This is a genomic window from Vibrio sp. vnigr-6D03 (assembly GCF_002835515.1).
GTDB classification, from domain to species: Bacteria; Pseudomonadota; Gammaproteobacteria; order Enterobacterales; family Vibrionaceae; genus Vibrio; species Vibrio penaeicida.
Genome location: NZ_PIZL01000001.1, coordinates 175,302 through 201,996, shown reverse-complemented (window position 1 = coordinate 201,996; position 26,695 = coordinate 175,302). Strand labels below are relative to the sequence as shown.

Sequence of the window (26,695 nt, the reverse complement as noted above, 5' to 3'; positions counted from 1 at the left end):
GGCTCCTTCACATTGTTTCAGGTTTTTATGAATCATTACGTATGGTGAGCTTTGTTATGGAAGAGGAGCGACTTGACTAAAGTTCCTAACTCATTTTTGCCCCCAAACGAGTTACGTCTCAAAATACGAATTCAGATACTCAGATATTTATCATAAGAATTATTTATGGGAATATATGAGGTCTGTGCTTTTCGACAGGCCTCGTTAGGATCATTTTAATCAAGTAACTGGCAAGAACTGCCTTGATCGCAACCAAACGTCATATATTCAAAATATCTAACTTATCAACACGTGATCTATTCATGCCGAATTTACCTAAGTCATTTATGATACTATTAACGTGTGTAAATGAGGAAGGCCCAGTATGTTGTCGGTGCATAGCACTCGATACTAATAGCTTTGACTTAGCTCTAGACAATCCAACAAATACAGTAGAACGCTCCTCGTCCAACTTCTTTTGTGTCATCCCAAATCGAAAGTATGAATAATCTTCTAGTCCGAGTAATACTACAGCCTCAAATTCTAATCCTTTACTTTTGTGGATTGTCATCATTCGAACAGCTCCAACTCCTGAAATAAGATCAACAGCACCTGCCCACGAACAACTTATATTTCTTGCTTCTTTTAGCTCTTCTAGCACACCATGAAAAGTCTCTTCCATTAGTGTACCTTGTTGATATTGTATCCAAGTTCTCTTTAGGTTCTCATAGAAGAACTCATTCATGATTTTGATAGTTATATCAAATAACTCATCGAATGTTTTAATGTCTCCCTCTCCGTAGAAACGATATTCCCCTGTTAGATTAAGCATTCTCGTTAACTCAAAATCGTTATGGCGAGAGTTACTAGAACTACAATAAACGTATGAGTCTCTAAGACACTCCCATGCTTTTATATCCCTAGGTCGAGTTAATAAACATAATAATGAGATTAGCACTTTACCTAAAGGTTCGGAAAGATAGTCTTGAATATTACTTTCATTAACACTTAAAACACCTTGTTCCAATAAGGCAATATTAATATTTTTACTGTAGTTGTTATTTGTGTTGGCTCTAAATAAAATAGCTACCTCTTCAGGCTTAATTTTATCTTCAACAATCCATTTCTTAATTTTTAAAGATAATTGCTTAACTTCATGAGCTTCGTCATTAAAGAAAAGTAGAGAGTAATCATCTTTGTCCAATGGAACACACTCAGTATTAGAACTAACACTCTCAGCATTAATAGGCCACCACTCATGACCTATACAATCTATGAACTGTTTAAGTTCTGGATCTGCTCTAAAGTTGGTATAAATTATCTTTAACTCGGCTTTAAAATCTAGTTTGAACTTAACAAATCCATCTGGCAAGGCGTTTGCAAACTTCATTATTGCTTGCTTTGTATCTCCTACGACAGTGACAACACTTTGTGATGCACAAAATATTTCCTTTACGAAATCATATTGATGACCATTTAAATCTTGAAATTCATCAATAAAAACAAATTTGTATGTCGCTCTTATCGATGACATTAAAGTGGAAGAAGATTTTACAATTTTCAAAGCGATAATAGTAAGCTGATCAAAAGTTAACTTATCTCTGAAGTTACTATCTCTGGAATTAAAAACCAAGTTGTAATCTTCATTCGGTTGCTCGTGTTTAGGTAAGATATGCATAAACCTATCAACGATACTTTTCGTAAAAGCTTCAATTGTAAAAGAGTGAAACCTTTCAGATAGCATATTCCCACATCTAAGTGACACTCTACTTTTTATATTTGAAGCCGATTCTCGCTTCCTTGATATCGATAAAATATTATATGGCCACGGACATAATTCTGTTTCAAGTATGAAGCAAGCTTTTTGAGCAAGAATTTCAGTCTTCCCTGCCCCTGGCCCAGCCATAATTGAAATGTTATTATCACACTTAATTATATCTAGAGACTTTTTATCAAATTTGAGACCATCCTTTGGTTCCCACACTGAAGCATCAATCATTAAATATTACTCCGGAAGATTAGAAATTTCTCTTTCTATATGCTTTATCATTTCCTGAATACCTGTAGGGATTCGTTCGATATTTTCAGCTAGATTAAAATCAATTTTCTCTAGAGCATTTATGTGTGAAACTGGTTTACCTTTACTACCAAGGAACCTGTAGTTGTACCATAAGAACGTATCTTTATCTTGCATCTCATCATAATAATGATCAGCAATTCCCTTTGAATACTTAGTCTTTAAAACAGCAGACTTTAAGGATTCCCAATCTTTATCTTGCGGACCATTTTCACCAGTCAGCTTTTCATTATAGTTCTTAGGATAAGACAGTTGCATTGAGTAATCTAAATCCAGTGGTGTAGAAAAGAATACACCGTGCTGATTTAATAAACCTTCCGCAGTATTCTGGCTGTTCAATAGCGTATCAGACATAGGGTTAGAGTCGCTTACATCCCAATTGGGTATATTCGTAATTATTTCCCCTTTCCCTAACTTAACCATCTGGTCAACGACATACTTTATACGCCCCCAACCGCCACCATTTCGACCATAATCCATATCTAAAAGAGTAACGTATGGGATGCCTAACCCATTCAAAAGCTTCCAAAAATGATTTACATGCCTACCACCTAAAGGAGCAACAGATACGAAACTATCATCAATATCAATACCAAATTTGGACAACAATTTTGGTATGACTATCTGTTCACTTTCACCCTCACCCAAAATAACCAAACGGGCAAAGTAGATCTCTGGGTAAGCTTTAACAGCACCTGCCACAAATTTGTACAACTCATCTTGCTTATCTGGTAACTGTATTTTAGAGACAACAGTATTTCTAGATGCGTTATCCAACCTAAAGTAACGAATTTGAGTCGGCTCGATTCTACCTACTAAACTTGGGGAATGCGTAGTGACTAAAACCTGTGCATTTGTTGATTTAGCCAAAGAGCTCATAGATTTAACTATTCTCCCCAAGAAGTGAGGGGCTAGATGGTTTTCTGGCTCTTCTAACGCTAGTAGAGTAAAAATTGGAGTATTCAGCTTTTTAGAATCAAAATGAACGCGATTCGTTTTCTCTCTAAGAGCTTTTGACTCTAATTCATGTACTGCTTGAATTATGGATATATGTAATAGCGAGCGTTGACCATCACTCAACCTATCCATCGTAGCCTTTCTATTACTTGTTTCAGACTCGAAAGAGAGTGTGATCGTTTTCAATAGCTCATCAGTCTGCAATGGCAAAAAATTAACCTTCGCCTTGCTCAGATAATCTCCTGAGTACATTTCTTGCCAGCTAGTTTGTAGCTGTTTCTCAATAAGTTTTATGGCACTGTTCTTAGAAATTTCTTCACTTTCTTGCTCAGTGAACTCCAAAGCCTTTTGAAGCTCGCCATCTGCACTTTGGTTCCACTGAATAGCGTTTAGTAATCGACCCAATAGCATCTTTGTAGATGAACTTATTTCTTTAAAAGGGTTTCTACTCGCTGGAATGTAATGTACTTGAATGTTATTTCTATCAGATCTACGCAGCTCTCGACATTTATCACGATCGTAAGTATCACTATCACTCAGTACATAGTAGACAGTTTCATCTACGACACCTTCTGGGGAGATATCGTCAACCGTTAGCTTTGCTTCAAGCCTCAGCCTAAGCATCATTTCATTGCCTGAAGACTTAAAACATAACTGGTTAAACGTTCCTGCAACAGCGATCATGTCACCTTCAGATTCGACTTCAGGAAAAGTAAACCACGCCTCTATTGACAGTTCATCAGCTCTTTGGTCAATAACCGATGGACTATGAAAGTCATCAACCTTTATTTTTCGAGAAGATTCACTGACACCAAACATTCGACTTAATGCTTGGAGTGTTGAAGTCTTTCCACTGCCGTTTAATCCAATAAGAGCGGTTAATTGATTTTCAAAGTCAATTTCTGTCTGACTTTGGTCAAAACATTGGAAGTTTGAGATGCGGACTTTTGATAGCTTCATGATGTACAACCTATAATCGATAGAGAACTACATAGGCTTTTTTGAGTTCCAACTTACTGAGCTAAAACCTAAAATTCAGACGTAGAGATATACATTATGCCACTCAATGCAATTCACTCATACAACCAAATGATACTTAAGGATAATAGTTTGCTCAGTATCAAGTTCTAGTATCTTTCAACGGAAAGAAGAACCATAAGGGTTAGGCCTTACCTTTTGCTAAGGTGGCCAGCTGTCCATGATTAAGCTAATTAGCAATTGAATTAAAAAACTTTTGTCCAATAGTAATCACAAGTTCCGCCTGTCACCATGACGCTGTATTTCTATTTGGGATACCAAAAATTATTTGAAGGGTAGAAACCATCTGAAGTTTGTAACAAGGTTTTGTCCAAAACCAATTTAGTCCCATGTATTCCACGAAACCAAAAAAATCGCCCTCAACGTTGTTGAGGGCGATTTCAATTTATCTGTATTTTAACTCACGGAATTTAACGGTTTAGCATTCCAACATCACTTGGCGTGAAAAATCTGCTCGGTCTCTAAATCGGTCATTGCACGGATTTGGCGCCATACATAGTAGAAAATACCAAACATCATAAGCATGCTTGGCACTGCAATGGCAGGGTAGCTGTAAAGCGTTAGCTTACCCAACTCTTCATTAAATTCCGCGGTGCCAGCTGGGCTTGTGACAATCCAAGTCGCTAGGAAATAGTTCATTGCGGAAGAAAAGGCAAAGGTGCTGGCGAACAGGTAATTCGACGATACTAAGCAGCGCTCGAATGCTTCTGACTTGCCTTTCTCTTTTAAACGCTCATGAATCAAAGAAAGGTTAAACAAGCTGTCGTTTAGAATCATCTTCTGCATGAATGGGTAACGCGTAAAGGTGGAGCCCAAAACGCCTAAGCCAATCAAGCCCGGAATCAAGGCTTCTTTAAACGCTAACCAGCGCGTATCGAGCTCTAATAAGCCAATACCACCTGTCAGCAATATACTGACAAAGCCAAGTGCCGATATGAAGTTGAACTTCTTGTTGCGGATAAGATCCATACCACCGTAAACGATGGGGAACATCAACGCGACGACAAGCGCCATGGCTGTTCCTAGGTGCTCATCGCCACTAAACTTCATTAAAATGAAGGAAGGAATGATAACGTTAAAGAGGATCTCGAATAGGGGGTTCGACTTTTTCGGTGCCGTGTTACTCATAATCTCTTACTGACTCTACTTTATCGGGTACTATTAACTTCGAAGGGCAGTGTTCTACGCTTGGCATCAGATGTAAAGGGTTAAATCGCGAGTTCTGTAACGACTTATGAAATAGATCGACCTCTTTTGAGTTTTTGAACAAAATTTAGTCTTAAAAGATAACTAGCGTGAGCACTATTGGTTAGTACCCCAAATCACACTTAGTAACATCAAACCCAACATATCTTAACTTCAATAGTCTGCCCTTGAATCCTATTCTGTTATTATCGGCTCGGTCTTAATTCAGTTAGAAGTATCAAAAGGAACAACAGAATGGATCTGAAAGGTCTTGAAAAATATCTGGCGCTAAACCATATCGATTTTAAACCTCTAGACAAAGAGAGTGTGCTGATCAATCTGGGTTTCTTAGTTGGAAGAGTGCAAGTGAAGTACGTACCCGAGACCCAGCAGTTCGATTTTAATGATAAGCCTCGTTGGGTTATTCAGGTTCTATTGATGGCGATGATGTTGTATTTTTTGGCGACAAACTTTCATGTGTATTCGCCACTTCAACTGAATATGTGTGTGGGTGTCACCGTCGTAATGTTAGGCATTTTTGGCTACAAAGAAACACGTATTAAACGGTTGAAGCAGGAAATACAAAAAGAAACTCAAGCCACCCAGTAAGGATTGGGTGTTGAGCTATTTCTTCTTAATCACGTCTGAAAACACCACATGCAAATCGTTCGATTTTACTTGTCCGTCTAGGTTCAGCTTCGAGCGAATGTGGTGAAGGTGTTCTTTCATTAACTTCAGTGCTTGTTTTTGGTTTTGGCTTTCTATGGCATCCAACAGGCACATGTGTTCGTCTTGAGAGCAATTAGAATGGTTATTGCTCTCGAATTGGGCAATCAGCAGTGACGATTGCGAAACCAAGCTTCGTTGAAACGCCAGCATGGGAGAGTTGTCTGCCATTTCCGCCAGCTTGATGTGAAACTCGCCAGAAAGTCGCAAGCCTCGACCGTAATCTCCATTTTTAAACGCTTCGTTTTCTTGAACGACCAGCGCTCGGCATTCTTCTATTTGCGCTTTGGTTGCATTGTCTACCGCTAATTCAGTAATGGCGATTTCCAATACTTCTCGCGCTTTTATGATTTGCTTAGCTTCTTCTTTACTTGGCGCGGCTACCATAGCACCACGGTTAGGGCGAATGTCCACGACTTGTTCTATCGATAAGCGGTGAAGTGCTCTACGTATGATGGTGCGGCTGACGCCAAAAATATCGGCTAGCGCTTCTTCACTTAATTTGGTGGAAGGGGGCAATCTTTGCTCTAGGATGGCATCAAAAATATGGCCGTATACCACGTCGTCCTGAGTCAGACCGGGTACTTTGGTTTTAATTGGATCGGAATTGCTGTTTTTCAAACTCGCCATGATGTCCTATCGGAGTGTAACAACTCTTTGTATTTTTTATTGTATACCCAAATTGGCTTAGGGTGCTAGGTGTAGGATAAGACAACGAGCAAGAAGGTGCTGTGAGTGTCACAGCACTGTTGCATGGCATAGGTTACAGCAAATGGTAGCTCGGTAAGGTTAAGAATGTAGCAAACTGCTTGTCAGTCGAGAGCCGATAAAAGAGCTCTGCGGTTTCTGGGAAGCGGCGTTGCTGGTATGTGTCGCTGCCAATTTCACTTTCGATAGTCGCAAGTTCTTGCTGTAGCCAATCTTTGAAAATGGCGGCAGTAAATGCACTGCCATCATCAAGCGTAATACCATGATGAATCCACTGCCAAATACTGGCACGAGAGATTTCTGCTGTCGCGGCATCTTCCATTAAACCGTAGATGGGTACGCAGCCTTCACCACGGATCCACGCTTCCATGTAGTACAGCGCAATGCGAATGTTTTTACGCACCCCTTCTTCGTTTTTAGGACCTTCACAAGATTCAAGTAATGTCGCTTCGCTAATGTGGCTAACGTCAGGCATAAAATTGAACTGGTTCGTCGCCCCTTTTAAATGTTCGTTAAACACATTGAGGGCGATATCCACTAAAGCGGGGTGGGCGACCCAAGTACCATCGTGCCCGTTTTGGGCTTCACGGGATTTATCTGCGATAACTTTGCTCGCCACTTGCTCCATTTCAGCAGGGTCTTTACTTGGGATAAATGCCGACATTCCTCCCATGGCAAGTGCGCCGCGTTGGTGGCAAGTGTGTATAAGCTGCTTGCTGTAAGCTTCAAGAAACGGTTTATCCATGCCCACGCTGTGCCTGTCGGGTAAAATACGGTCTTGGTGATTTTTTAAGGTTTTAATGTAGCTGAAAATGTAATCCCATCTTCCGCAGTTCATTGCCACAATATGGTCACGCATGGCGTAGAGGATTTCATCCATTTGGAAAACCGCAGGCAATGTCTCCACAAGTATCGTCGCTTTAATGGTGCCCGTTGGTACCCCTAAATACTGCTCGGTTTCGCTGAATACATCATCCCACCACTGCGCTTCTTCCATACTTTCAAGTTTGGGAATGTAATAGTAAACGCCTTCACCATTTGCGCGTCGCGATTCTAGGTTATGGAAGCAGTACAAAGCAAAGTCCATTAAGCACCCACCAATGGGTTCACCATTGAGCTGAATGTTTCCCTCTGGTAAATGAATGCCTCGTGGTCTGGCGATGAGCAACGCGGGATCGCTATTTAATGTGTAATGTTTATTTTTACGAAGGTCTTCAAACGCAATGCTGCCATTGTTGGCGTCTCTCAAGTTGATTTGCCCCTGAACCATGTTGTCCCAAGTGGGGGACGAAGCATCTTCAAAGCAGCACATGAATACCTTTGCCCCAGAATTCAGCGCATTGATCACCATTTTTCGGTCAATAGGACCTGTAATTTCAACACGTCTGTCTTGAAGGGAAGGGGGAATGGGCGCTACTCGCCAGCTTTTATCTTCCCTGATTTGGCGAGTATCGTCGCGATACCCTGGGAGTTGGCCTGCATCGAATAGGGTTTGTTTTTGAGCTCGCTCATCCAGCAGTTGCTTACGTCGGGTTTCAAACTTAGCGGCAAGGTTTTCTAACAAGTCCAAAGCCTCTTTAGAAAATATCTCCTGATACCCTGATTTTGTTAAATCACCCGTGACGGTGAGCTTCGCTTGCGAATTCCTTTCCATGACAAACTCCCTAATGTTTTATTGATTGTATACAATAATGTATTTTTTATATGGCATTTTGAATCAGGAAGCAAAGCGTTTTTGCACAAAATTACCGCAATTATGCGGTTGCGAGACTGTGAATTGGGCTGTGATTCGCTTATTTGTGGCCAAATTGCTGTGGTACAATCAAGCACTTACTTTTCTTTTTACTTAGCTTTTTCATGTCTAGAATTCGTAAAAAAAATCACGATCTTATTATCTCGGTAGCGGGTGCTTGTTTTGCTCAAAAAGGGTATGAAGCCACTAAAATAATCGATATTGCGAAAGCGGCAGAGGTGCCAAAAGCGAACGTGTTTTACTATTTTAGTAATAAAGAAAAGCTGTACGACGCTGTGCTGAACACCATTACCAAGCCTTTGTTGGAAGCGTCTAAGCCGTTAGAAGAACTGGATGATCCAGTTGAAGCGCTCACGCAATACATTCATACCAAGCTCAGTATTTCTCGGGATCACCCGAACGCTTCTAAAGTGTTTGCAAATGAAGTGATGAGTGGTGGAAGAATGCTGCCAAAAGAAGTCTCTGAGAAGTTATTGCAACAATCGCGAGATATGGTTGAAAAGTTTTCTTCTTGGAGCGAAAACGGGCTGATGGATGAAGTATCGCCTCAACACTTGATGTTCATGTTGTGGGCGTCCACCCAAACTTATGCCGATTTCAGTTGGCAGATTTGTACTGTGATGGACAAGCCTGAATTAGAGGAAAAAGACTTCGAGCAGGCGGCTGCGTTTATCGCCCAAATGGTGATTAAAGGGTGTGGAATCCGCTCATCGTAATCCTAAAAAACATCACCGAGAACAATTAACTTCCGCGATACGTAGAGTAGCCAAAAGGCGACACCAATAGCGGTACGTGGTAGTGGCTGTCTTCGTCGTTTAACCCAAACCGAATGACCACATCATCTAAAAAAGGGGTATCGCCAAGTTCGATGCCTTGATCTTGATAATACTGAGCAACTTGAAAAACCAATTCGTATTTTCCGCTTTGAAAGGCTTCTCCATCTAACATGGGTAAGTCGGTTCTTCCATCACTATTGGTTTGGACAGATTTGATTAACTCAGACCCATTTTCCACTCTTCGGTATAGATCTATCTGAACGTGTTTTGCGGGCGTCCCGTGTGTGGTGTCCAGAATATGCGTTGTTAATTTACCCATCTACAATTTCCTTTTTGTACACAATATAGCGCCTATTAAAGGCGAATTGGTGCCAATCTTCAGCGAGGATTTTGTCATTTCGTGAACTCACGCAGATTGAGAAAGCTCAGAATTGCGGATAAATCCATCTAACCTCTTCAAATATAGCTGCTATTCTCAAAATAAGTGATGAAGAAATGTACTCTTTACTTTTTTATCAGTGAATTGTATACAATTATATAGCGATGTTTAGAAATCGAGAAAAGTGGTAGGAGGCGAATCGCCAGTGAATGATGATGCTTACCCAAGGGATTTGATTGGCTATGGTGCGTGCCCTCCCGATCCGAAATGGCCCAACGGGGCGAAACTGGCTTTGTCCTTTGTCCTCAATTATGAAGAAGGGGGAGAACGCTGTGTGCTGCATGGGGATGGTGAATCGGAAGCGTTTCTTTCCGAAATCCCGGCTGCGCAGCCCATCGAAGGGCAACGTCACATTAGCATGGAATCCATTTACGAATACGGGAGCCGTGCTGGGGTTTGGCGTGTATTAAAGTTGTTTGAGCAGCACCAGCTCCCACTCACGGTATTTGCCGTTGCGATGGCGCTAGAACGGCACCCTGATGTCGCAAGAGCGTTTGTGGATGCAGGGCATGAAGTGTGCAGCCATGGCTATCGTTGGATCGATTACCAAAATATGGCACCCGAGTTAGAACAAGCAGATATGCTCAAAGCCATATCGATCATTAAAAACTTAACTGGCGAAAGACCACTGGGGTGGTATACGGGGCGAACAAGCCCAAATACGCGAAAGTTAGTGGCAGAAGAAGGCGGATTCTTATACGACTCCGATGCTTACGACGACGATTTACCCTATTGGCATACCGAAGGAGAAAAGCCGCAATTGGTGATTCCATACACGTTAGATGTCAACGACATGCGGTTTGCTACCCCACAAGGATTCAATAGCGGTGAGCAGTTCTTCCAATATTTGAAGGACACGTTCGATACCTTGTATGAAGAAGGGGACACCGCCCCCAAAATGATGTCGGTGGGGCTGCATTGCCGTCTTATTGGCAAACCCGGGCGCATTGCTTCGCTGAAGCGTTTTCTTGAGTACGTTCAGCAACACTCGGATGTTTGGCTTTGCCGGCGAGTCGATATCGCCAAGCATTGGCATCAACAGCATCCTTTTGTGGAATCGCATAAATAACAGGACGTTCCATGGCGCTTTTTAAAACCTGTAAACCTTCTTTGCTTTCAAAAGACGGTTTCATACACGCTTTTGCCGATATTTATGAACACAGCTCTTGGGTGGCAGAGGAAACCTATAAGCAGGGCATTACCCCTGCGGATGATCACGTAGAAAGCTTACATATGAAAATGGCAGCGGTTCTATTAAGGGCTGATAAAGACTCTCAGCTAACACTGATTTTGGCTCACCCAGATTTGGCAGGCAAAGCGGCAATCAATGGCGAACTGACGCAAGCCTCCACATCAGAACAAGCTGGTGCAGGTATCGACCAATGTACCGCCGAAGAATTTGAAATGTTTAACGACTTCAATCAACGATACAAAGAGAAATTTGAATTTCCTTTCATCATGGCGGTTAAAGGAGCAAACCGCTTTCAGATTTTAGATGCGTTTGAACATCGACTAGACAACGCTGTGGAGACTGAGTTTTCAACAGCATTGAATGAAATCAACAAAATAGCGCTATTCAGATTATTAGAGATGTAGCGTTTACCAAAGGAGGGATAGGGATATGCCCTTAAATATCAGTAATTTTGTCAACTTAGCGGATGAGAAGTTAGGGGCGAAAGCGATTTACGCTACCGATGATTTTTTCGCAGATAAGAGCCGGCTAATCCAGCGACAAGAGCCTGTTTGGAAAGAAGGGTTGTACGACGACAACGGGAAGTGGATGGATGGCTGGGAGAGCCGTCGAAAAAGAGAAGAAGGGCACGATTACTGCGTGATCCGGCTTGCAATAGCGGGCGAGATTTCAGCGGTAGACATTGATACACGTTTCTTTACGGGAAACTATCCGCCTTCCGCATCCATTGAAGCATGCTATTGCCCGATTGGCGATCCAGACGAGCACACCTATTGGGCTGAGATTCTGACTTCTGTCGGGCTGCAAGGCGATCAGCAACATCTGTTTCCTATCGAAGCTGGCAGCAATTTCACCCATGTCCGTTTGAACATTTTCCCAGATGGTGGCATCGCACGTCTTAGAGTGTACGGTTTGCCTGCGGTGGACTGGAACCAGATAGACGTACTACAAAGTATTGATTTGGCTTCGGTTGCCTACGGAGCAAGAGCACTATCTTGCAGCGATGAGCATTACGGTAACAAAAGCAATTTATTGGGGCCCGGTCGTGGCGAGAATATGGGAGACGGTTGGGAAACCGCCAGACGAAGAACGCCAGGTAATGATTGGGTGATTGTGGCGTTAGGTCATGCGGGAAATGTTGAAAAAATTGTCGTGGATACCGCGCACTTCAAAGGTAACTACCCCGATACGTGCTCTATTCAGGCGGCCTTCGTTAAAGGGGGAACTGACGAGCAAATCGAAACGCAAAGCCTTTTTTGGCGCGAGTTGTTACCTTCACAAAAACTCAGTGCGGATGCCATTCATGAGTTTGAGTCGCAAGTTAACCCAATTGGACCCGTCACGCATATTCGTCTCAATATTTTTCCGGATGGAGGGGTGAGCAGGTTGAGAGTGATTGGGACAAAAGTGGGAACATCATGCCAGCTTACAACGGGTCAAAGCTCGGCTGGCTTGTCTCATGTGGTTGAAAGTGATTGATATGTTGAGCACAACAAAAGCAGCGAATGAACTCAAAATCGAGGTGCTTTCAAAAGAAGCCTTTGCCCCTTTTGGTGATGTGATTGAAGCCGATAATCGCGAGTTTTTCTTTATCAATAATGGCTCTACCAAGCGGTTTCACCAGTTAGCAAAGGCAGACACAGAAACCGCTGGTGGAAATACCATTATCAGTATTTTTGAAGCCACCCCACTCGATTACCCTTTGCAGATCAGAATGCTAGAAAGACACCCTTTAGGGTCGCAAGCGTTTATGCCTTTGCTTAGGCACCCGTTTTTAATCGTTGTTGCCCCTTTCGCTGAGAAACCCGATCCAACAGCCATCAGAGCATTTATCAGCAATGGCAAACAAGGGGTGAACTATCATAAAGATATATGGCATCACCCAGTCTTAGCGCTGAACTCAGATGATCAATTTTTGGTGGTCGACCGAAGTGGGGAGGGGGATAACTGCGATGAGTACTTTTTCCCTGAATCCGACATTCGAACGTTATCGCTTTCTTCCGGAATATTACCGAAGTAACTCGCGACTAAATGACTACCGACCACAAAGGAGTGTGAGATGGATCCACATGTAACAGAGTGGCTGAACTTAGTGATTCGCTGGGTTCACATGATTGTAGGCATCGCATGGATTGGTGCTTCTTTCTATTTTGTTTGGCTTGAAAATAACCTCAACAGAATCAACCCCAAAACGGGGTTAGCTGGCGATTTATGGGCGATCCACGGCGGGGGGATTTACCACCTAGAAAAATACAAATTAGCGCCTCCACAAATGCCGGAAAAACTGCATTGGTTTAAATGGGAAGCGTATTTTACGTGGATAACGGGCGTACTTCTCCTCGCGATTGTGTACTACCTAAACGCCGAAATTTATTTGATTGCGCCCGGTTCGGGGCTCAGTTCCATGCAAGCCATTGGCATCGGTGTGGGCGCACTTGTGGCTGGTTGGTTTGTTTACGACGTTTTGTGTGATTCACCCTTGGGGCAAAAACCGTTGTTGCTCGGTATCATCATCTTCGTTTTGCTGGTGGCATCAGCTTACGGATTAACGCAGGTGTTCAGCGGACGCGGTGCCTACATTCATGTTGGGGCGATAATAGGCACCATCATGGCGGGCAACGTATTTCGAATCATCATGCCAGCGCAACGTAATTTAGTAAGCGCTGTAGAGAAAGGCGAAACTCCTGATCCCAGCTTACCTGCGAAAGGGCTTCTTCGCTCACGTCACAATAACTACCTCACGCTGCCAGTGCTGTTCATCATGATCAGCAATCATTTTCCTAGTACTTATGGTTCCAGCTGGAATTGGCTGATTTTAGCAGGGCTTGCGGCATTCAGTATCTTGGTTCGTCACTACTTTAACACTCGTCATGGAAGTCAAAAGTTTGCGTGGACTCTGCCTGCTGCGGCAGTTGGGATGATCACGTTAGCGTTTGTAACATCGCCAGTTAGTAAGCCAGTTTCTACGCAATCTGCTTCGATAGAGTCATCTGCTACGAAAGAACAGCCCGCTGCTGCAGAGCAATTGGCGGCTAATCCCGTGAAAGTAAAAGAGACAATGTTCACCAAGGTACACTCCGTGATACGAGAGCGCTGTACGGTGTGCCACTCGGCTAATCCGACACACGTGGCGTTTCAAACGGCACCAGCAGGAGTGATATTGGATACGCCCACAGAGATCCAAAATAATGTTGACCGTATTGTGGCGCAAACTGTTACGACACAAGTGATGCCGATAGGTAACTTGACTCAAATGACGGATGAAGAACGCACCCTGATTGGCGATTGGGCTTCAAAGGGGGCTCAAATTCACTAGGGTTTACTGAGTTTTCTCGGCTAAATTTACTTTACTTCAGTGATATAGCAGGGTTAGGCAGTAGCCAAGCGTCGGCAAGATGCTATATTACTTGAATATATTCATATTTATTCAAGTGAGGGAGTGGAATGATTTCTAAATGGGCGCAGCGTTTTTTCCAAATGGCGGAGCTGGTGGGGTCTTGGAGTAAAGATCCGTCAACGCAAGTCGGCGCTGTGATAACAAAGCATAACCGAATTGTTTCAGTTGGCTTTAATGGTTACCCACATGGTATTTCAGACAGTGCAGGAACCGATGAGCGCGACATGAAGTATTTGAAAACACTTCACGCCGAAGAAAACGCGATTCTATTTGCAAAACGAGATTTGGACAATTGTGAAATTTGGGTGACACATTTTCCGTGTCCTAACTGCGCCGCAAAGATCATTCAAACGGGCATTAAAGCAGTACATTGCCCGGAACAAACGGAAGATTTTCTTTCGCGTTGGGGCGACAAAATTCAGGTCAGCCAAGGAATGTTTGAAGAAGCTGGGGTCGAAGTGGACTGGTTACCGCTTAATGACCTGAATTTAAAAGACTAAAAGATTCTTAACTGGCTAAAATATTCTCAACAGAAAAAAATGCGGCTCATGAAGCCGCATTTTTTGTATCGTGATTTTTACGGTGATTCTTTCCGAACATAGTCAAACAGTTGGTCGGCTAAACGAGTCAAGGTACCTTTTGGTGGATTAGTGTGGGAAAAGGTACGAATGCCGTAAATGCCCATCACCAAAAACTCCGCTATTTCGTTGCAGTCTCTTTCATCAGCAATTTCACCTTGCTTTTGAGCCTGTTCGAGTTTCAACTTAATAGCGTATCGCCATTTGCCCATTAAACCTGAGATAACGTTTTCTACTTCTTCATCTTGCTGAGAAAGTTCGCTGAGCGATTTTTGTAGTAAGCAATCTTTGATTTCTTCGCGTTCACATTCATCAACGACCGAAGCCAAATATCCTTTCAACGCGTTTAGTGTCGAGCTTTGCCCTTCAAAGTGTGTTTCAAAAGATGTTTGGCTCTCGACACCGTATTGATCCAGTGCGGCCAGCAGCAATCCACGCTTGTTAGTAAATGCGCAATAAATAGACCCCGGATGCAGCCCCGTGGCACTTTTTAAGTCTTGCATACTGGTTTTGGCGTAGCCCTTAGAAATAAAGACTTCCATTGCCGATCGTAATACTTCCTCACGATCGAATTCTGCACTGCGCATCTTAGTTCTCATTAAAAACGTAATAGGCGCATTCTAATTGACTTTGAACAATCATTCAAAAAATACTTGAACAATTGTTCAAGAAAGTACTTGAATGAATGTTCAAGAAAGGCTAACTTGAACGCGTATTCAAGAAAGGACAGAACAATGACCGAGAAATTATTCGAATCGTTTCAACTAAATAGCACGATTACCTTACAAAACCATATCTTGATGGCACCGCTAACTCGTTGTATGGCAGACGACGAATTAGTCCCAACCGACGCCATGGTGGAATATTACGCAAGGCGTGCAAAGTCGGGTTTGATTATTTCAGAAGCAACAATTATTCGACCAGATGGTCAGGGCTACCCGAATACACCTGGAATTTACACGCCAGAGCAAATTCAGGGTTGGCGCAAAGTAACCGATGCAGTTCATGCAAAGGGCGGCAAAATTTTCGTTCAGCTTTGGCACACTGGCAGAGTCGCGCATCCGTATTTTTGGGGTGGTGAGCATGTTCTCGCGCCTTCAGCAATTGCTGTAGAAGGCACAGTGCCTAGAATGCGCGAGCTTTCGTATGTTGTTCCTAAACCAGCCAGTAAAGATGAGATCAGACAGCTTGTAGAGGATTTTGCTCAAGCCGCTTCGAATGCGATTGATGCTGGATTTGATGGAGTGGAGATTCATGGCGCAAATGGCTACTTGATCGATCAATTCTTACACTATTCTAGCAACACGCGAGAAGATGAGTTTGGCGGTAACGCTGAAAACATGGCGCGTTTTCCACTGGCTGTAGTGGATGCGATTTCAGCCCGAATTGGTGAAGACAGAACGGCGCTGCGCGTTTCTCCTGCGGCGTACTTTAATATCGACAGTGATCCACGAGATCGCGCTGTGTTTGATTACTTCCTTGCAGAGCTAGATAAGCGTGATATTGCTTACCTACATATTGGGATTTTTGATGACAGCACAGAGTTTGATTATTTGGATGGAACGCCAACAGCTTATTTAAGAAAACACTACGGCAAAACGTTGGTAGGAAATGGTAGCTACAGTGCGGAATCGGGCAGTGCTGCTATTAAAGCTGGGAAGTTTGATCTAGTAGCAATTGGTCGCCCATTCATTGCCAACCCAGATTATGTGGAGCGTGTGGAAAGTGGAGAATCGCTGAAAGCGTATTCAGAAGAAATGCTGAGTACTCTTTATTAAAGTTATCTATTAGCGCTAACTGTAAAAGCTTTCTATTAGAGTCATTTTTCTAATGATTCCAAGAGCCGTTTGCTTTCCTGCAAACGGTTCTTTTTTATCGGCTCTTTTAAGCATTATGAGAAAAATGCGATGAACATATTTTTGATGCTCTCTAGTCGTCCTATTTTTAGGATCTAGAATCCAAACCTCAGAATTTTCCGCAACTTGGGGATATATTGACTATCTTGAAAATGGTAGATATCCGTTAGTAGGCTAGGAAGGGCAACCAATGGAAACATTAAAACTGTCGTGTCAATGTGGCAAAGTGACAGGGAAAATTAATCATATTACCCCGAAGCTAGGTAACCGCTTGATTTGCTATTGTGCGGATTGCCGACAATTTGCGTTAGAGATGGATAGAGAAGAAGAATTGACCTCGACAGGCGGTGTCAATTTAATTCAAGTGCCTTTAAACCATTTTGAATTGGAATCCGGTCAGGAGCATGTCGCTTGTTTGCGTTTATCTCGCAAAGGCTTATATCGGTGGTATACCACCTGCTGTAACACAATGATGGGTAATACACTCAAACCAGAAACCATTCCGTTCATCGGTATTCTTGAAACGTTTATTGACGACAACGAAAACATAAATCAAAAAGCCGGACCGATATTGGGCGGTGTAAATATAAAAAGCGCATTGGGCGATCCTTCATCTGAGCTTGTGGGAATGAAGGGAGAGAAGAGAATTTTGATTCGTTGTATCCGAAAAATGTTGGGATGGAAATTAACCAAGAAAGGGCACCCCAACGTGCTTTTTGATGGTGATTCGAAAGCCATAGTAAAGCCTACTGTGTTGAACTAGTTGAATTAGTTTAGCGGCTTGCATCATGTGACTTAGCTCCACGTGACTTAGCGCACTGGAACGCTTCTACCCACGGCAAGTAAAAGGCTTGCCATTCATCTTCATAGCCAAACTGCTCTCTGAAATCGGCATAAGACCAAACCCATAACTCGGTCGGCGTCATGGTTTCCATATTGAAAGGCGAGGGTTGATTGCGGAGCGATTCAGTAACGGGCCACAAAAAATCCTCGTCAGAAAAAAAGGCAATATTGTGTTCGTCCTTGTTCTTATCTCTGGTGAATAGCCGTAATGTTCCACTCTTAACCCAAATCACAGTGAGCCAACGATTTCCTGAAGCCAACAAAAGTTCACCGGTAGTCAAATGCCGATGTTGGGCTAGGGCATAAATCTTAGATTGTGTTGGTTGAGGTAAGCCACAAAAGTGTGGGCAGTGCAGCAAGAATGTGTCACCCATAGTCGCTCCATGCTTGTGTAAGGGCTAACCTAAGTGTGACACATAAGGCTGAAATTTCCTGTGATATTGATGTTTTTGTTACTTTGGGTACCTTGTCTTATTTCTATATCTGATAGCGACAAACAAACATTTCAGCAGACTCTTCCGCAATGATTTGCATTTCTTCCTCAGACAGTTCGCTTTTCATGCCCATCAATTGAGGCCAAAACCCACTTCCTTTAATGAGGCTATGAAGCTGGCTATTAGCGAATTCGACATCCAGAGGCTTAAGACGCTCGTCTTCAACGGCGGATTTTATCCAGCGATGAATGGCTGTTTCCTGAGCTGAAATCTTTTCGATTTCTTTTTGTAGTTCTTCAGAGTTGTAGAATAGATGCCCAAAGGCAACGCGAGCCAAATCTAAATATTCTCGTGATCCGATGAATTCTAATTCCATATTGAGCAGCTCGACCAATTGCTTTTTCAAAGGCTTATCTGATTGGTATTGGACTTCGATATCGACCATAGCTCTTTGCCAAAGATCCGACACCAAATGCATCACCAATGCTTCTTTAGATGCAAAGTGGTTATAGACAGTGCGTTTCGATACTCCTGCAATCTGGGCGAGTTTGTCCATGCTGGTGGATTGAACACCAAATTCTTTGAATGCGCTTGTGGCAGCTTCTAATATCGCTGCCCGTTTTATCTCACTGCGAGTCTTCTTTTTTTCAGCCATGTCTTTCTTCTCGATCATGCTTATGTCGTACGAAAGTGGGAATTGAAATTATTTTACACTGATCAGTTTACTTTTTAAATCTTCGTTAGTAAACTGCACCGTGTAGTTTACTTTTGTTTTATGTGTTTGGTATTTCAATATGAAACGTAGAATCTTATTAGTTATAGGGGTAATAGTTATGGCAACTGCTGGCATTACAATCATGTCGTCGAGTAACGAAGATGGAAAATTTGTAAATACGGATACTCGCTATGAAACGGATTCTTCGAACATTTGGCAAATCACCAAAGCGTATGTAAAAGCGAATCGAATTACGCCTACACCGTCTACAGAAATTCCGGTATTACCAGTAACACCAGAGCAGCTTAGTGCATCGCATGACGCTATGTACAGGCTGGGTCACTCGACTATTTTGATGAGGTTAAATGGCAAGTTGATTTTAACCGACCCAGTGTTAAGCGAACGTGCTTCACCAGTGCAATGGGCTGGTCCTAAGCGCTTCCACGAAAGCCCTATTAGTGGTGAAGACTTACCTGAAATTGAAGTGGTTGTGATAAGCCATGACCATTACGATCACTTAGACAAAGACGCGATCAAACTGTTAGACAGTAAGGTAAAGCGTTTTCTGGCTCCTCTAAAAGTGGGTCAGAGAATGATTGAATGGGGAGTTAGCCCAGATAAAGTGATTGAAATGGACTGGTGGGATGAATACACCGTTGAAGGCATTAAATTTGTGGCAACGCCATCACAACACTTTTCAGGAAGAGGGTTGTTTGACCGCGATAAAACACTGTGGGCGAGTTGGGTGATTCAAAGTGAAACACACAATCTATTCTTTAGTGGAGACAGTGGGTACTTCAACGGCTTTAAACAGATCGGTGAGAAGTACGGACCGTTTGATGTCACCATGGTTGAAACGGGTGCGTATAACGAACTTTGGAGCGATATCCATATGATGCCAGAAGGGAGCATGCAAGCTCACCTAGATTTGAAAGGTCACTATATGATGCCCATCCACAATGGCACCTTTGATCTGTCACTCCATGATTGGTACGAACCGTTTGAACGTGTATTAGACTTGGCAACGCAAAATAATGTGACGCTTCTAACACCAAAATTCGGACAAGAGATTGCGCTAGATAACGTACCGACCACGCCGCATTGGTGGCGAGAAGTAGAAGCAGAAAAACACTGGGATGAAGGTGAAGTGGCGAAAAACACATTAAGTTTCAATTAATTTTGGTCTATTGAGTCTTAATTAGGTTTTACCAAAATAGTATCCTTGTTGCGTATGTGTACCCAAGCGTCTTGAGGCGCTGGGTATAAGCATTGCTAACGCATCCATTGAAAAACAAGGAGGTTATTATGATGGACCAGATGGCGATTTCGAGTTACTTAGGGTGGTTTCTAGCGTTATTGTTCGGTTACCCATTTGTGCTCGTAGGTTTACAATTAGCCGTGTACGAAGAACAAACACGAAAGCGTGTAACATTCTGGTTTAACGTGGTATTTGCCGTCGTAATTTTGAGTGTCTTGGCATACCACATGCAAACTGAGATCGTCTATGGTGAGTCTTTGTTAGAAGCGTGGTACTCACTTAACCCAGAAGACCGGCCTAAATAGTATCAGCTATGAACTATAGAACATCTTTCTAGTCATAATTTTATCGCGAACTGAAGTCTATTCAATCGGTAATTCAGACAGGCACTTTCTACATAGGCAAGTGCCTGTTTTTGTTAACCCACTGGTGTCTCTTTTCTCTATATCGAAACACCAACAGTGTGAACCACCAGCACTGATTTCACAAAATGTAGAGCTGCCACACTGAGCACACTCGTGTGTGGTTTGCTGACCAGACAGCTTATCCGTCACATCCGATCGTTGTTTTTCTGATTTATCTTTCCAACCAATAATTTCATCGATTGTTCTTAAACAGCCGCTGCAAATTCCAGCGTTATTTTTGCAGGCTGCGATACATGGTGACTTCATTTTTGTATGCTCAGGGCTTTATTTTTATGATCTAGGCTATTGATTATTTACTCACGCCGCGATTATATACCGAGCGTTGGTTTGGTGCGAGGTCGATTCGGTTGTTTAACCTGTGTAAGTAATGCAATGCTTGGTCAGGGGCAGGCTAAATAGAGAGGAAAGGGCTATTTATCGTCGTGTATTCTTTCTAGTGCTTCCACACGTCGAATTTCTGTTTCGGAGAACGTTTGGTTTCTGAGCGAGGCTATCGATTGTTGTTTTTCTGATTCGTTGCTGGGTTTGCTGTTAATGGCGTCGCGCTTGGCAAGATAATCCTTCATTCTTTTGTCGAACTGAGCTCTTTGAGAGTCTAACTTTGCCAATCGGTCAGCGGCTTCTTCCCCAACCAATTCAACTCGCGCTAAGTGCTTTTTTTGGTCGGAATAGCCATCAAGTGTATTTAATCGTTGTACCAAGGCAGCATTTTTTTCGCTTCGTTGGATATAATCGGGTTGGCTGGCAAGGTATTGCTCCCATTGACGTTGGAAATCGGCTTCACTTGAAGCTTGTTTTCGCAGTTTCAATTTCTCTAGTGCTATTTCGCGAATGAGGTTTTCGTCGGCAAAGTAATCTTGTTGTTTCTCTTCACTAAACAAGCTGTTTTGAACTTCTAAAACCTGCTGGTGAATCGCAAGTAATGCATCGTAATTTAGTTGCTCAAATTCCAAAGGCTCCAACTGGCTGAGGGCTTGTTTGTAAGCAATAAATTGATCAAATGAATCGCTGTTCACTTGGGTACTTGGGTCTAACGTTGAAAATTCAGTACTGCTTTGTTTTATCTCTTCTAATGGCTGCTCTCCCATTGTCGCCAAGAAGTAATCTATTACTTTACGGGATGATTCTTGATCAACGTCAGTACCTTGAAGTGAGCCAAATTTCTTGTTTACTGCATCGTTACCCTCTCCTATATCTTGAGAAAGAAAAAAGACCGCCGCCAGACTCCCCGAGGCGATTATTATTGCGATGAATAAGGCGATCTTTTTCATAATTAAGTACCTTTTTGCATTAGCGTTTACTTTCTTCTTATCAAGAGTACGAGTTACAGCCCTTGATTTTTCAATCTGTTCGCTTGTTGCCTATATACAGTAACAGGATCGGTTTCAAAGAGGTGATGAATACCCAGCAAACCGTTAACTTCATCTAAGTGGTTCATCCTATAGTTATCTCTAATAACCATGCCCAAGCGGCTGCTGCAGCGTCCGACTAGCCCATCGTTAGGTTCGCTAAACGCTAACCCCAATACACCTAAAACCGCATCGGATGGATCCAATACATTGGTTACTGTTGAGGTACCACTCCACGAATAGTAATAAACGCCGTTACTTGCGCGTTTTGCACCTTGGCCACAGCGCGAAGTGGGTACGCCTTCAGGGTAATGCCTATTGAATTTCAAAGAGCCTTTAGTGGTAAGCGATGCCAAAGAACCTAATGGGTCTTGTGGCAGCGATGTTCCGCCAGACAATGCACTAATTAGACCAGAAAGCCCTCTAGTAATTTTCACTGCCAGCGCTTCCGAAATAGAGCCCGATGGTACTGTTCCTCTGACAATATCAGCAATAGTCGAGCCCTTATTGACGCCACCAACACTGGTGACAGAAGCCACCATATCGGGGCGAACAGAGGCTACATAACGTGAGGTAGGGCTGCCGTGGCTATGCCCGATCAAGTTCACTTTTTGTGCGCCAGTTACAGCCAGAATAGCTTCTACCTGCGACAAGAGTTGTTCGCCTCGTGCTTCTGAACTGTTCGTTGCAGAAACCTGTGCGACATAAACCTTTGCGCCACTTTTGGTCAACGCTTGAGGGACGCCGAAGAAGTAATCGACCCCCGCCAGTCTGTCGAATCCAAACAAGCCATGTACAAGGACGATAGGGTAGTGAGTTTGTGTATAACCGGATTGGGTTGCCCCTCCGGCGCTAGCACCAGCCCAACTGAATGCGCTAGCGGAGAGCAATAGAGCGATTGTGAGTATCCTTTTCACTTCGTTTTCCTCTACAAGTTAGACCTCGGATGAGTTAATAAAATGTATACAAATTGTTAATGAAAGTTTGTTTTAAAAATGAGAACTGTGAACGAGACTAAATTTTTGGCGAGTAGAAGTCGGAATATTTCAATGAGAGTGACAATACAAAAATAAATTTATAACAGTGAGTTATCGACTTACTTAAACGTAATTGGGTAGATGTTCGCCAATGATGCGTGTTCGAAGATAGGAAAAATTGAGCTAAAAAATAAAAACCTACTGGCAATGTTGTGTTTGAAACATCACCAGTAGGTTGAGAATGTGAACTCAGATTAGCATTTATAGGTGGCTAGCAGCGTGACACTCTTAGCAGCAGTTTGATGTTGAAGACGTGCACTCTGCTTTCTTAATACTGAAAGCGGGTTGGGCTTGGCAGCAATCGCTGTCTTGCGTGCAACATTCTGCTCCTTTGTCTTCGCAACAGTCTTCATTTGGGTTACAGCATACTTTTTTACCTAACTCTGTTTCATCAGAGAGATAAAACTGAGTGAACTTGTTCAGGAAGTCATCAGCGACAGACTTTTCTGCTAACCCCGTTTCCATAAGCGCTTTTTGCCATTTTTGTACTCGTGGCAGACCACTCAAAAAGTCAAAGCGCGTATGTTGTTTCACAATGTCGGCACGGTGCAACAGGGGCAACCATGCGATGTCTACGTTACTTAACTCTTTGCCATTGAAAAATGCACCGTCAGATAATGCTTTCTCAGCAGATAGAAACTTCTCGGCTTTTTCAAACACCGAAATGAGTTTTGCACCACGTTCTTGCAGTGTTGATTCGTCTTTGCTTCTCATTGTGCCGCATTGAGTCAGGTAGTGTTTTGTTGCTTGGTAGCTCCATGCGCGGTTAATGGCTTTTTGTTCTGGTGTTAATGCTGGTTGCAATGGTGCCTCGATATCGTCGATGTACTCTGCTATCGCATCAGACTCAAACAGCGCTTGGCCTGAATCTGTAACCAGCAAAGGGACTTGCCCATTAGGAGATAGTTCTAGAAACCAGTCTGGCTTGTCTTTTAAGCTGATGTATTCGATCTCATACGGTAATTTTTTCGCTTCTAAAAGCGCGGTAACACGTTGAACAAACGGGCAAATAGTAAAGCTAATAATTTTCATATTGTTGACTCTTTTCTGATTAGTGGGTCGAGAGACCCTAAACTTGTTTGTATAACAATACCCAAGTAACCCCAAGATGCTGGGTTCAGCGAGAATTAACTGGCTTTTAGGCAAGGCACCGATATGAAGATCTAGTCATTCTAAATCAAGAATCGGTAACGCAGCATGAAAGTCAGTTAAACTCGCCCATGGGAGCCTATCTTCTGTCCCATTTCATCGTCAAAGAACTGGGAAAGGACTCGTCATTCCACTGCGTTCTTTTCCTTGAACTGGAACAGAAGATAGAGCTCTGAATCCTGCATCTTGGAGTCACTTGGGTATATGACGAACAGGTTTCAGAAAAGACGAAAAAAAGACGATTTTTTAGAAAATTAAATTAGGTCAACAGATCCTAGCAACTCTTACAACCTTTTGATTTTGAATCACAATCGATTAGACCCCCTTGTTTGTTCAAGGTGAGGTGACAGCAATCTTCAAATTGTTTCCTGAGTTCTTGGCGTGCTTTCGATACTCGTGACTTTAATGTGGAATAACTGATGTTTTGAGAAAGAGCGACCGCTTTTTGAGATTCTTGCTCAATGTCCACCGCCCAAATTAATTGGGCACTTTGCTCGGGTAAATTTTGTATAAATGGTAACAAGCACTTAGAGAACTCTTTTTGCATTTGATCTGTATCTTGCTCATACCAAAGGTCTTTTTCTTCTATTGCTGACTGGCGCTTTGAGCGGCGGTAGAAATCCATGATGGCATTATTGGCAATTTGAAATAACCAAGACTTTAAGCTGTCCCAGTTTTGGACTTTATCCAAATTCTCATGTGTTTTAATCAGCACATCCTGCAAGATGTCATCGACATCATCAGGGTTAGGTACTCTGGAATGCAAAAAGGCTTTTAACCCCTGCTGATATTCGTGCCAAATCGTTTCTATATTCTTCATTTCAGTATTCACATTTTGAGTGCTTAAGGCTAACGGCTTCTAGCTTTCTTGAACGGGCTCAAAGTCATTTTTTGTTCTGTTCGCAAATGCAACTAAAGAGAGCATAACGGGCACTTCGACCAATACACCCACGATAGTGGCTAATGCTGCCCCCGAATGAACGCCAAACAAGCTGATGGCAACGGCAACAGCCAACTCAAAAAAGTTTGATGCTCCAATCATTGCACCTGGCGCTGCAACACAGTGTGGCTGACGTGTCTTCTTCATCCAATAATACGCGAGAGCAAAGATAAGATACGTTTGAATGAGTAACGGAACAGAAATGAATAGGATGTCTACTGGATTACTTAAAATGGTGTTCGCTTGAAAACCAAACAGTAAAACAACGGTGCCGACTAAACCTAAAATTGATAAAGGTTTAATGGCTTTGCCAAGCTTATCTACTTTGGTTGGGTCATTGAGCACTTTTCGGGTCATTGCCCCCGCGACCAATGGCACAATGACGAAGAGAGACACAGAAAGCAGAAGTGTGTCCCATGGCACCGTTATGTCTGTCATGCCCAGAAGAAGAGCTGCAATCGGTGCGAAAGCGACGACCATAATGATGTCGTTAATCGCGACTTGGACAATGGTGTAATTCGCATCCCCCTTGGTAAGTTGGCTCCACACAAAAACCATGGCTGTGCAGGGGGCGACGCCAAGCAAAATCATACCTGCGATGTATTGTTCTGCTAAATCCGAAACAATCCAGCTCCCGAAGACATAGCGCATGAAAACAACGGCAAGCAACGCCATAGTAAAAGGTTTGATTAACCAGTTAATGACAATGGTGATCAACAACCCTTTTGGTCTTTTATGAACACTTTTGACTGATGTGAAATCGATTTGCATCATCATTGGGTAGATCATTAGCCAAATGAGAACAGCAATAACCATATTAATTTGTGCATACTGCATAGCGGCTAGATACGAGAAAAGCTCTGGGAATAGGTACCCACTCACTATGCCCAGAATCATTCCTAGACCAACCCAAACACTTAAAAATCTCTCGAAAATTCCCATGGTGAATCACTCTTCTTTAGATAAAACAGACGCGCATTTGCGTTTTACTACGCAGGCTTACGTTAGACGAACTAAATGACAATTTGATGGTGTCTGGGGACATCTCAATATGCATCAGTATGTCATCTACTCATTCGTTAAAATTGCATATATGTATATCCATATATTATGCTTATCATATTGCTTGTCAAACTTTAAATGATGACGTGATGATGTCGTATGCTACTTGACGATAAGTTTGTATTTTTCGGTATTTTGAAAGGAGATCTGCCTTGAAGGTGTATTTCTTCTCCCTTGTCATAAAAGATTAATAATTTTTAATAAGTTAGCGTGAGTCTATAAGCAATAAGGATTTTTGGGCAATAGAGGTCTGCTCATGCGGGTCTCATCGGTATTAGTACATTTGCAAAATAACGATATTGTAATTACATTGAAATCATCTTGTAATATTTAAATGGGTGGGAAAATGCAGCATCAAGAAATGATCCAACATTCACATTTTGGCGTGATCAGCCGAACCGTACTGTTTTCACTCATATCAGTCATCGGTGTTTTGACGCTCATATGAGTTTAGAAGAAAAGTGAAATGAGATTAGAAGAGAAATAAACCCCAGACTTCGATATCGAGCTCTGGGGTTTTTTATTGCCTGTTACTTTGAATACCGCATACGCATTAAGCCCAGTAGTTATTTGCAGCGGCAACCGTTTGAAAGTTTATTGCAATAACTTGAGAGGCGGCGATTAAGTTCTCGGCATTGTCAGCGTAGATAGGTCGGATCTTTTCTCTTACTTCTTCGGACGGTTGCGTGTACTTAACCCCCATCCTCGACATTTTTATTGCAAGTTGGTAGCCATCTTCAGGCGTACTCGTTTTTAATGTCGCTAACCATTTATCACTCATCACTTCTTCCTTTTTGTATTCATTTTTCTCGCTCACTATAT

At 42.6% G+C, this 26,695-nt stretch carries 28 protein-coding genes; 12 read left to right on the top strand and 16 right to left on the bottom strand.

The genetic code is table 11. The annotated features are described in order from the left end of the window. Positions 1-259: 259 nt before the first annotated feature. The 3 genes from CW749_RS00875 to CW749_RS00865 form a co-directional block, all read right to left on the bottom strand. Complete coding sequence (locus CW749_RS00875; protein ID WP_101109993.1) at positions 260-1,978, bottom strand: ATP-dependent helicase; 1,719 nt, start codon at positions 1,976-1,978, stop codon at positions 260-262. A gap of 6 nt (positions 1,979-1,984) precedes the next feature. Beyond that, positions 1,985-3,973 (bottom strand): AAA family ATPase, encoded by a 1,989-nt coding sequence (locus CW749_RS00870; RefSeq protein WP_237322269.1) that lies wholly within the window; start codon positions 3,971-3,973, stop codon positions 1,985-1,987. A 510-nt stretch (positions 3,974-4,483) separates the two neighbouring features. Beyond that, the gene (locus CW749_RS00865) at positions 4,484-5,179 is read right to left on the bottom strand and encodes a VC0807 family protein (protein WP_101109991.1); all 696 of its coding nucleotides are present in this window, start codon (positions 5,177-5,179) and stop codon (positions 4,484-4,486) included. Positions 5,180-5,491: 312 nt separating this feature from the next. On the opposite strand from CW749_RS00865, the gene CW749_RS00860 reads away from it, so the two are divergent. After that, the gene (locus tag CW749_RS00860) at positions 5,492-5,845 is read left to right on the top strand and encodes a hypothetical protein (RefSeq protein ID WP_101109990.1); all 354 of its coding nucleotides are present in this window, start codon (positions 5,492-5,494) and stop codon (positions 5,843-5,845) included. A gap of 15 nt (positions 5,846-5,860) precedes the next feature. Here CW749_RS00860 and CW749_RS00855 read toward each other — a convergent pair whose 3' ends face one another. Together CW749_RS00855 and aceB are read right to left on the bottom strand one after the other, a co-directional pair. Then, complete coding sequence (locus CW749_RS00855) at positions 5,861-6,592, bottom strand: GntR family transcriptional regulator (protein WP_101109989.1); 732 nt, start codon at positions 6,590-6,592, stop codon at positions 5,861-5,863. A gap of 133 nt (positions 6,593-6,725) precedes the next feature. After that, the gene (gene aceB / locus CW749_RS00850) at positions 6,726-8,324 is read right to left on the bottom strand and encodes a malate synthase A (protein WP_101109988.1); all 1,599 of its coding nucleotides are present in this window, start codon (positions 8,322-8,324) and stop codon (positions 6,726-6,728) included. Positions 8,325-8,527: 203 nt separating this feature from the next. On the opposite strand from aceB, the gene CW749_RS00845 reads away from it, so the two are divergent. Next, entirely contained in the window at positions 8,528-9,139 is a 612-nt protein-coding gene (locus CW749_RS00845; protein ID WP_101109987.1) for a TetR/AcrR family transcriptional regulator, read from the top strand. A 25-nt stretch (positions 9,140-9,164) separates the two neighbouring features. On the opposite strand, the gene uraH is transcribed toward CW749_RS00845, so the two are convergent. Next, on the bottom strand, positions 9,165-9,518 hold the full coding sequence (gene uraH, locus CW749_RS00840) for a hydroxyisourate hydrolase (protein ID WP_101109986.1): 354 nt from the start codon (positions 9,516-9,518) through the stop codon (positions 9,165-9,167). Between the two features lie 265 nt (positions 9,519-9,783). Here uraH and puuE point away from each other — a divergent pair, with 265 nt between their 5' ends. The 6 genes from puuE (at position 9,784) to CW749_RS00810 (ending at position 14,727) form a co-directional block, all read left to right on the top strand. Next, the gene (puuE, locus tag CW749_RS00835) at positions 9,784-10,707 is read left to right on the top strand and encodes an allantoinase PuuE (protein WP_101109985.1); all 924 of its coding nucleotides are present in this window, start codon (positions 9,784-9,786) and stop codon (positions 10,705-10,707) included. An 11-nt stretch (positions 10,708-10,718) separates the two neighbouring features. Then, positions 10,719-11,234, top strand: coding sequence for a 2-oxo-4-hydroxy-4-carboxy-5-ureidoimidazoline decarboxylase (uraD, locus tag CW749_RS00830; protein WP_101109984.1), 516 nt, complete (start codon positions 10,719-10,721; stop codon positions 11,232-11,234). 25 nt (positions 11,235-11,259) lie between these two features. Continuing rightward, positions 11,260-12,309 (top strand): allantoicase, encoded by a 1,050-nt coding sequence (gene alc / locus CW749_RS00825; protein ID WP_101109983.1) that lies wholly within the window; start codon positions 11,260-11,262, stop codon positions 12,307-12,309. A 1-nt stretch (position 12,310) separates the two neighbouring features. After that, positions 12,311-12,850, top strand: a complete 540-nt coding sequence (locus CW749_RS00820) for an ureidoglycolate lyase (RefSeq protein WP_101109982.1) — start codon at positions 12,311-12,313, stop codon at positions 12,848-12,850. Between the two features lie 39 nt (positions 12,851-12,889). Then, entirely contained in the window at positions 12,890-14,146 is a 1,257-nt protein-coding gene (locus CW749_RS00815) for a urate hydroxylase PuuD (RefSeq protein ID WP_101109981.1), read from the top strand. 128 nt (positions 14,147-14,274) lie between these two features. After that, positions 14,275-14,727, top strand: a complete 453-nt coding sequence (locus tag CW749_RS00810; protein ID WP_101109980.1) for a cytidine/deoxycytidylate deaminase family protein — start codon at positions 14,275-14,277, stop codon at positions 14,725-14,727. A gap of 77 nt (positions 14,728-14,804) precedes the next feature. On the opposite strand, the gene CW749_RS00805 is transcribed toward CW749_RS00810, so the two are convergent. Then, the gene (locus CW749_RS00805) at positions 14,805-15,392 is read right to left on the bottom strand and encodes a TetR/AcrR family transcriptional regulator (protein ID WP_101109979.1); all 588 of its coding nucleotides are present in this window, start codon (positions 15,390-15,392) and stop codon (positions 14,805-14,807) included. Between the two features lie 147 nt (positions 15,393-15,539). On the opposite strand from CW749_RS00805, the gene CW749_RS00800 reads away from it, so the two are divergent. Together CW749_RS00800 and CW749_RS00795 are read left to right on the top strand one after the other, a co-directional pair. Further along, the gene (locus CW749_RS00800) at positions 15,540-16,583 is read left to right on the top strand and encodes an alkene reductase (RefSeq protein ID WP_101109978.1); all 1,044 of its coding nucleotides are present in this window, start codon (positions 15,540-15,542) and stop codon (positions 16,581-16,583) included. A 268-nt stretch (positions 16,584-16,851) separates the two neighbouring features. Further along, positions 16,852-17,424 carry a DUF6151 family protein gene (locus CW749_RS00795; protein WP_101109977.1) on the top strand — a complete coding sequence of 191 codons (573 nt, stop codon included), beginning with the start codon at positions 16,852-16,854 and terminating at the stop codon, positions 17,422-17,424. A gap of 10 nt (positions 17,425-17,434) precedes the next feature. Here CW749_RS00795 and CW749_RS00790 read toward each other — a convergent pair whose 3' ends face one another. Continuing rightward, positions 17,435-17,878: a Crp/Fnr family transcriptional regulator gene (locus tag CW749_RS00790; protein ID WP_101109976.1), complete on the bottom strand. Its 444-nt coding sequence runs from the start codon at positions 17,876-17,878 to the stop codon at positions 17,435-17,437. Positions 17,879-17,981: 103 nt separating this feature from the next. After that, positions 17,982-18,593: a TetR/AcrR family transcriptional regulator gene (locus tag CW749_RS00785; protein ID WP_101110577.1), complete on the bottom strand. Its 612-nt coding sequence runs from the start codon at positions 18,591-18,593 to the stop codon at positions 17,982-17,984. 139 nt (positions 18,594-18,732) lie between these two features. Between CW749_RS00785 and CW749_RS00780 the strand changes: the two genes are divergently transcribed. Both CW749_RS00780 and CW749_RS00775 read left to right on the top strand, forming a co-directional pair. Next, complete coding sequence (locus CW749_RS00780; protein WP_101109975.1) at positions 18,733-19,830, top strand: MBL fold metallo-hydrolase; 1,098 nt, start codon at positions 18,733-18,735, stop codon at positions 19,828-19,830. A gap of 128 nt (positions 19,831-19,958) precedes the next feature. Beyond that, positions 19,959-20,216 (top strand): hypothetical protein, encoded by a 258-nt coding sequence (locus tag CW749_RS00775; protein ID WP_237322268.1) that lies wholly within the window; start codon positions 19,959-19,961, stop codon positions 20,214-20,216. A 57-nt stretch (positions 20,217-20,273) separates the two neighbouring features. Here CW749_RS00775 and CW749_RS00770 read toward each other — a convergent pair whose 3' ends face one another. The 7 genes from CW749_RS00770 to CW749_RS00740 all read right to left on the bottom strand — a co-directional run bounded on the left by CW749_RS00770 (position 20,274) and on the right by CW749_RS00740 (position 26,654). Continuing rightward, complete coding sequence (locus CW749_RS00770) at positions 20,274-20,582, bottom strand: DUF1289 domain-containing protein (protein WP_101109974.1); 309 nt, start codon at positions 20,580-20,582, stop codon at positions 20,274-20,276. 164 nt (positions 20,583-20,746) lie between these two features. Continuing rightward, positions 20,747-21,607 carry a lipase secretion chaperone gene (locus tag CW749_RS00765; RefSeq protein WP_101109973.1) on the bottom strand — a complete coding sequence of 287 codons (861 nt, stop codon included), beginning with the start codon at positions 21,605-21,607 and terminating at the stop codon, positions 20,747-20,749. A 53-nt stretch (positions 21,608-21,660) separates the two neighbouring features. Then, complete coding sequence (locus tag CW749_RS00760; protein ID WP_237322317.1) at positions 21,661-22,575, bottom strand: triacylglycerol lipase; 915 nt, start codon at positions 22,573-22,575, stop codon at positions 21,661-21,663. A 375-nt stretch (positions 22,576-22,950) separates the two neighbouring features. After that, the gene (locus tag CW749_RS00755) at positions 22,951-23,754 is read right to left on the bottom strand and encodes a glutathione S-transferase family protein (protein ID WP_101109971.1); all 804 of its coding nucleotides are present in this window, start codon (positions 23,752-23,754) and stop codon (positions 22,951-22,953) included. A gap of 391 nt (positions 23,755-24,145) precedes the next feature. Beyond that, positions 24,146-24,691, bottom strand: a complete 546-nt coding sequence (gene sigZ / locus CW749_RS00750) for an RNA polymerase sigma factor SigZ (protein WP_101109970.1) — start codon at positions 24,689-24,691, stop codon at positions 24,146-24,148. Between the two features lie 39 nt (positions 24,692-24,730). Beyond that, positions 24,731-25,753, bottom strand: coding sequence for an ACR3 family arsenite efflux transporter (arsB, locus tag CW749_RS00745; RefSeq protein ID WP_101109969.1), 1,023 nt, complete (start codon positions 25,751-25,753; stop codon positions 24,731-24,733). Positions 25,754-26,426: 673 nt separating this feature from the next. Next, the gene (locus CW749_RS00740) at positions 26,427-26,654 is read right to left on the bottom strand and encodes a hexameric tyrosine-coordinated heme protein (RefSeq protein WP_101109968.1); all 228 of its coding nucleotides are present in this window, start codon (positions 26,652-26,654) and stop codon (positions 26,427-26,429) included. Positions 26,655-26,695 lie beyond the last annotated feature (41 nt).

Bases quoted from the DNA above. Each gene is read 5' to 3' on its own strand.
- CW749_RS00875 (WP_101109993.1), bottom strand. From the start codon at position 1,978: ATGATTGATGCTTCAGTGTGGGAACCAAAGGATGGTCTCAAATTTGAT.
- CW749_RS00870 (WP_237322269.1), bottom strand. From the start codon at position 3,973: ATGAAGCTATCAAAAGTCCGCATCTCAAACTTCCAATGTTTTGACCAA.
- CW749_RS00865 (WP_101109991.1), bottom strand. From the start codon at position 5,179: ATGAGTAACACGGCACCGAAAAAGTCGAACCCCCTATTCGAGATCCTC.
- CW749_RS00860 (WP_101109990.1), top strand. From the start codon at position 5,492: ATGGATCTGAAAGGTCTTGAAAAATATCTGGCGCTAAACCATATCGAT.
- CW749_RS00855 (WP_101109989.1), bottom strand. From the start codon at position 6,592: ATGGCGAGTTTGAAAAACAGCAATTCCGATCCAATTAAAACCAAAGTA.
- aceB (WP_101109988.1), bottom strand. From the start codon at position 8,324: ATGGAAAGGAATTCGCAAGCGAAGCTCACCGTCACGGGTGATTTAACA.
- CW749_RS00845 (WP_101109987.1), top strand. From the start codon at position 8,528: ATGTCTAGAATTCGTAAAAAAAATCACGATCTTATTATCTCGGTAGCG.
- uraH (WP_101109986.1), bottom strand. From the start codon at position 9,518: ATGGGTAAATTAACAACGCATATTCTGGACACCACACACGGGACGCCC.
- uraD (WP_101109984.1), top strand. From the start codon at position 10,719: ATGGCGCTTTTTAAAACCTGTAAACCTTCTTTGCTTTCAAAAGACGGT.
- alc (WP_101109983.1), top strand. From the start codon at position 11,260: ATGCCCTTAAATATCAGTAATTTTGTCAACTTAGCGGATGAGAAGTTA.
- CW749_RS00820 (WP_101109982.1), top strand. From the start codon at position 12,311: ATGTTGAGCACAACAAAAGCAGCGAATGAACTCAAAATCGAGGTGCTT.
- CW749_RS00815 (WP_101109981.1), top strand. From the start codon at position 12,890: ATGGATCCACATGTAACAGAGTGGCTGAACTTAGTGATTCGCTGGGTT.
- CW749_RS00810 (WP_101109980.1), top strand. From the start codon at position 14,275: ATGATTTCTAAATGGGCGCAGCGTTTTTTCCAAATGGCGGAGCTGGTG.
- CW749_RS00805 (WP_101109979.1), bottom strand. From the start codon at position 15,392: ATGCGCAGTGCAGAATTCGATCGTGAGGAAGTATTACGATCGGCAATG.
- CW749_RS00800 (WP_101109978.1), top strand. From the start codon at position 15,540: ATGACCGAGAAATTATTCGAATCGTTTCAACTAAATAGCACGATTACC.
- CW749_RS00795 (WP_101109977.1), top strand. From the start codon at position 16,852: ATGGAAACATTAAAACTGTCGTGTCAATGTGGCAAAGTGACAGGGAAA.
- CW749_RS00790 (WP_101109976.1), bottom strand. From the start codon at position 17,878: ATGGGTGACACATTCTTGCTGCACTGCCCACACTTTTGTGGCTTACCT.
- CW749_RS00785 (WP_101110577.1), bottom strand. From the start codon at position 18,593: ATGGCTGAAAAAAAGAAGACTCGCAGTGAGATAAAACGGGCAGCGATA.
- CW749_RS00780 (WP_101109975.1), top strand. From the start codon at position 18,733: ATGAAACGTAGAATCTTATTAGTTATAGGGGTAATAGTTATGGCAACT.
- CW749_RS00775 (WP_237322268.1), top strand. From the start codon at position 19,959: ATGATGGACCAGATGGCGATTTCGAGTTACTTAGGGTGGTTTCTAGCG.
- CW749_RS00770 (WP_101109974.1), bottom strand. From the start codon at position 20,582: ATGAAGTCACCATGTATCGCAGCCTGCAAAAATAACGCTGGAATTTGC.
- CW749_RS00765 (WP_101109973.1), bottom strand. From the start codon at position 21,607: ATGAAAAAGATCGCCTTATTCATCGCAATAATAATCGCCTCGGGGAGT.
- CW749_RS00755 (WP_101109971.1), bottom strand. From the start codon at position 23,754: ATGAAAATTATTAGCTTTACTATTTGCCCGTTTGTTCAACGTGTTACC.
- sigZ (WP_101109970.1), bottom strand. From the start codon at position 24,691: ATGAAGAATATAGAAACGATTTGGCACGAATATCAGCAGGGGTTAAAA.
- arsB (WP_101109969.1), bottom strand. From the start codon at position 25,753: ATGGGAATTTTCGAGAGATTTTTAAGTGTTTGGGTTGGTCTAGGAATG.
- CW749_RS00740 (WP_101109968.1), bottom strand. From the start codon at position 26,654: ATGAGTGATAAATGGTTAGCGACATTAAAAACGAGTACGCCTGAAGAT.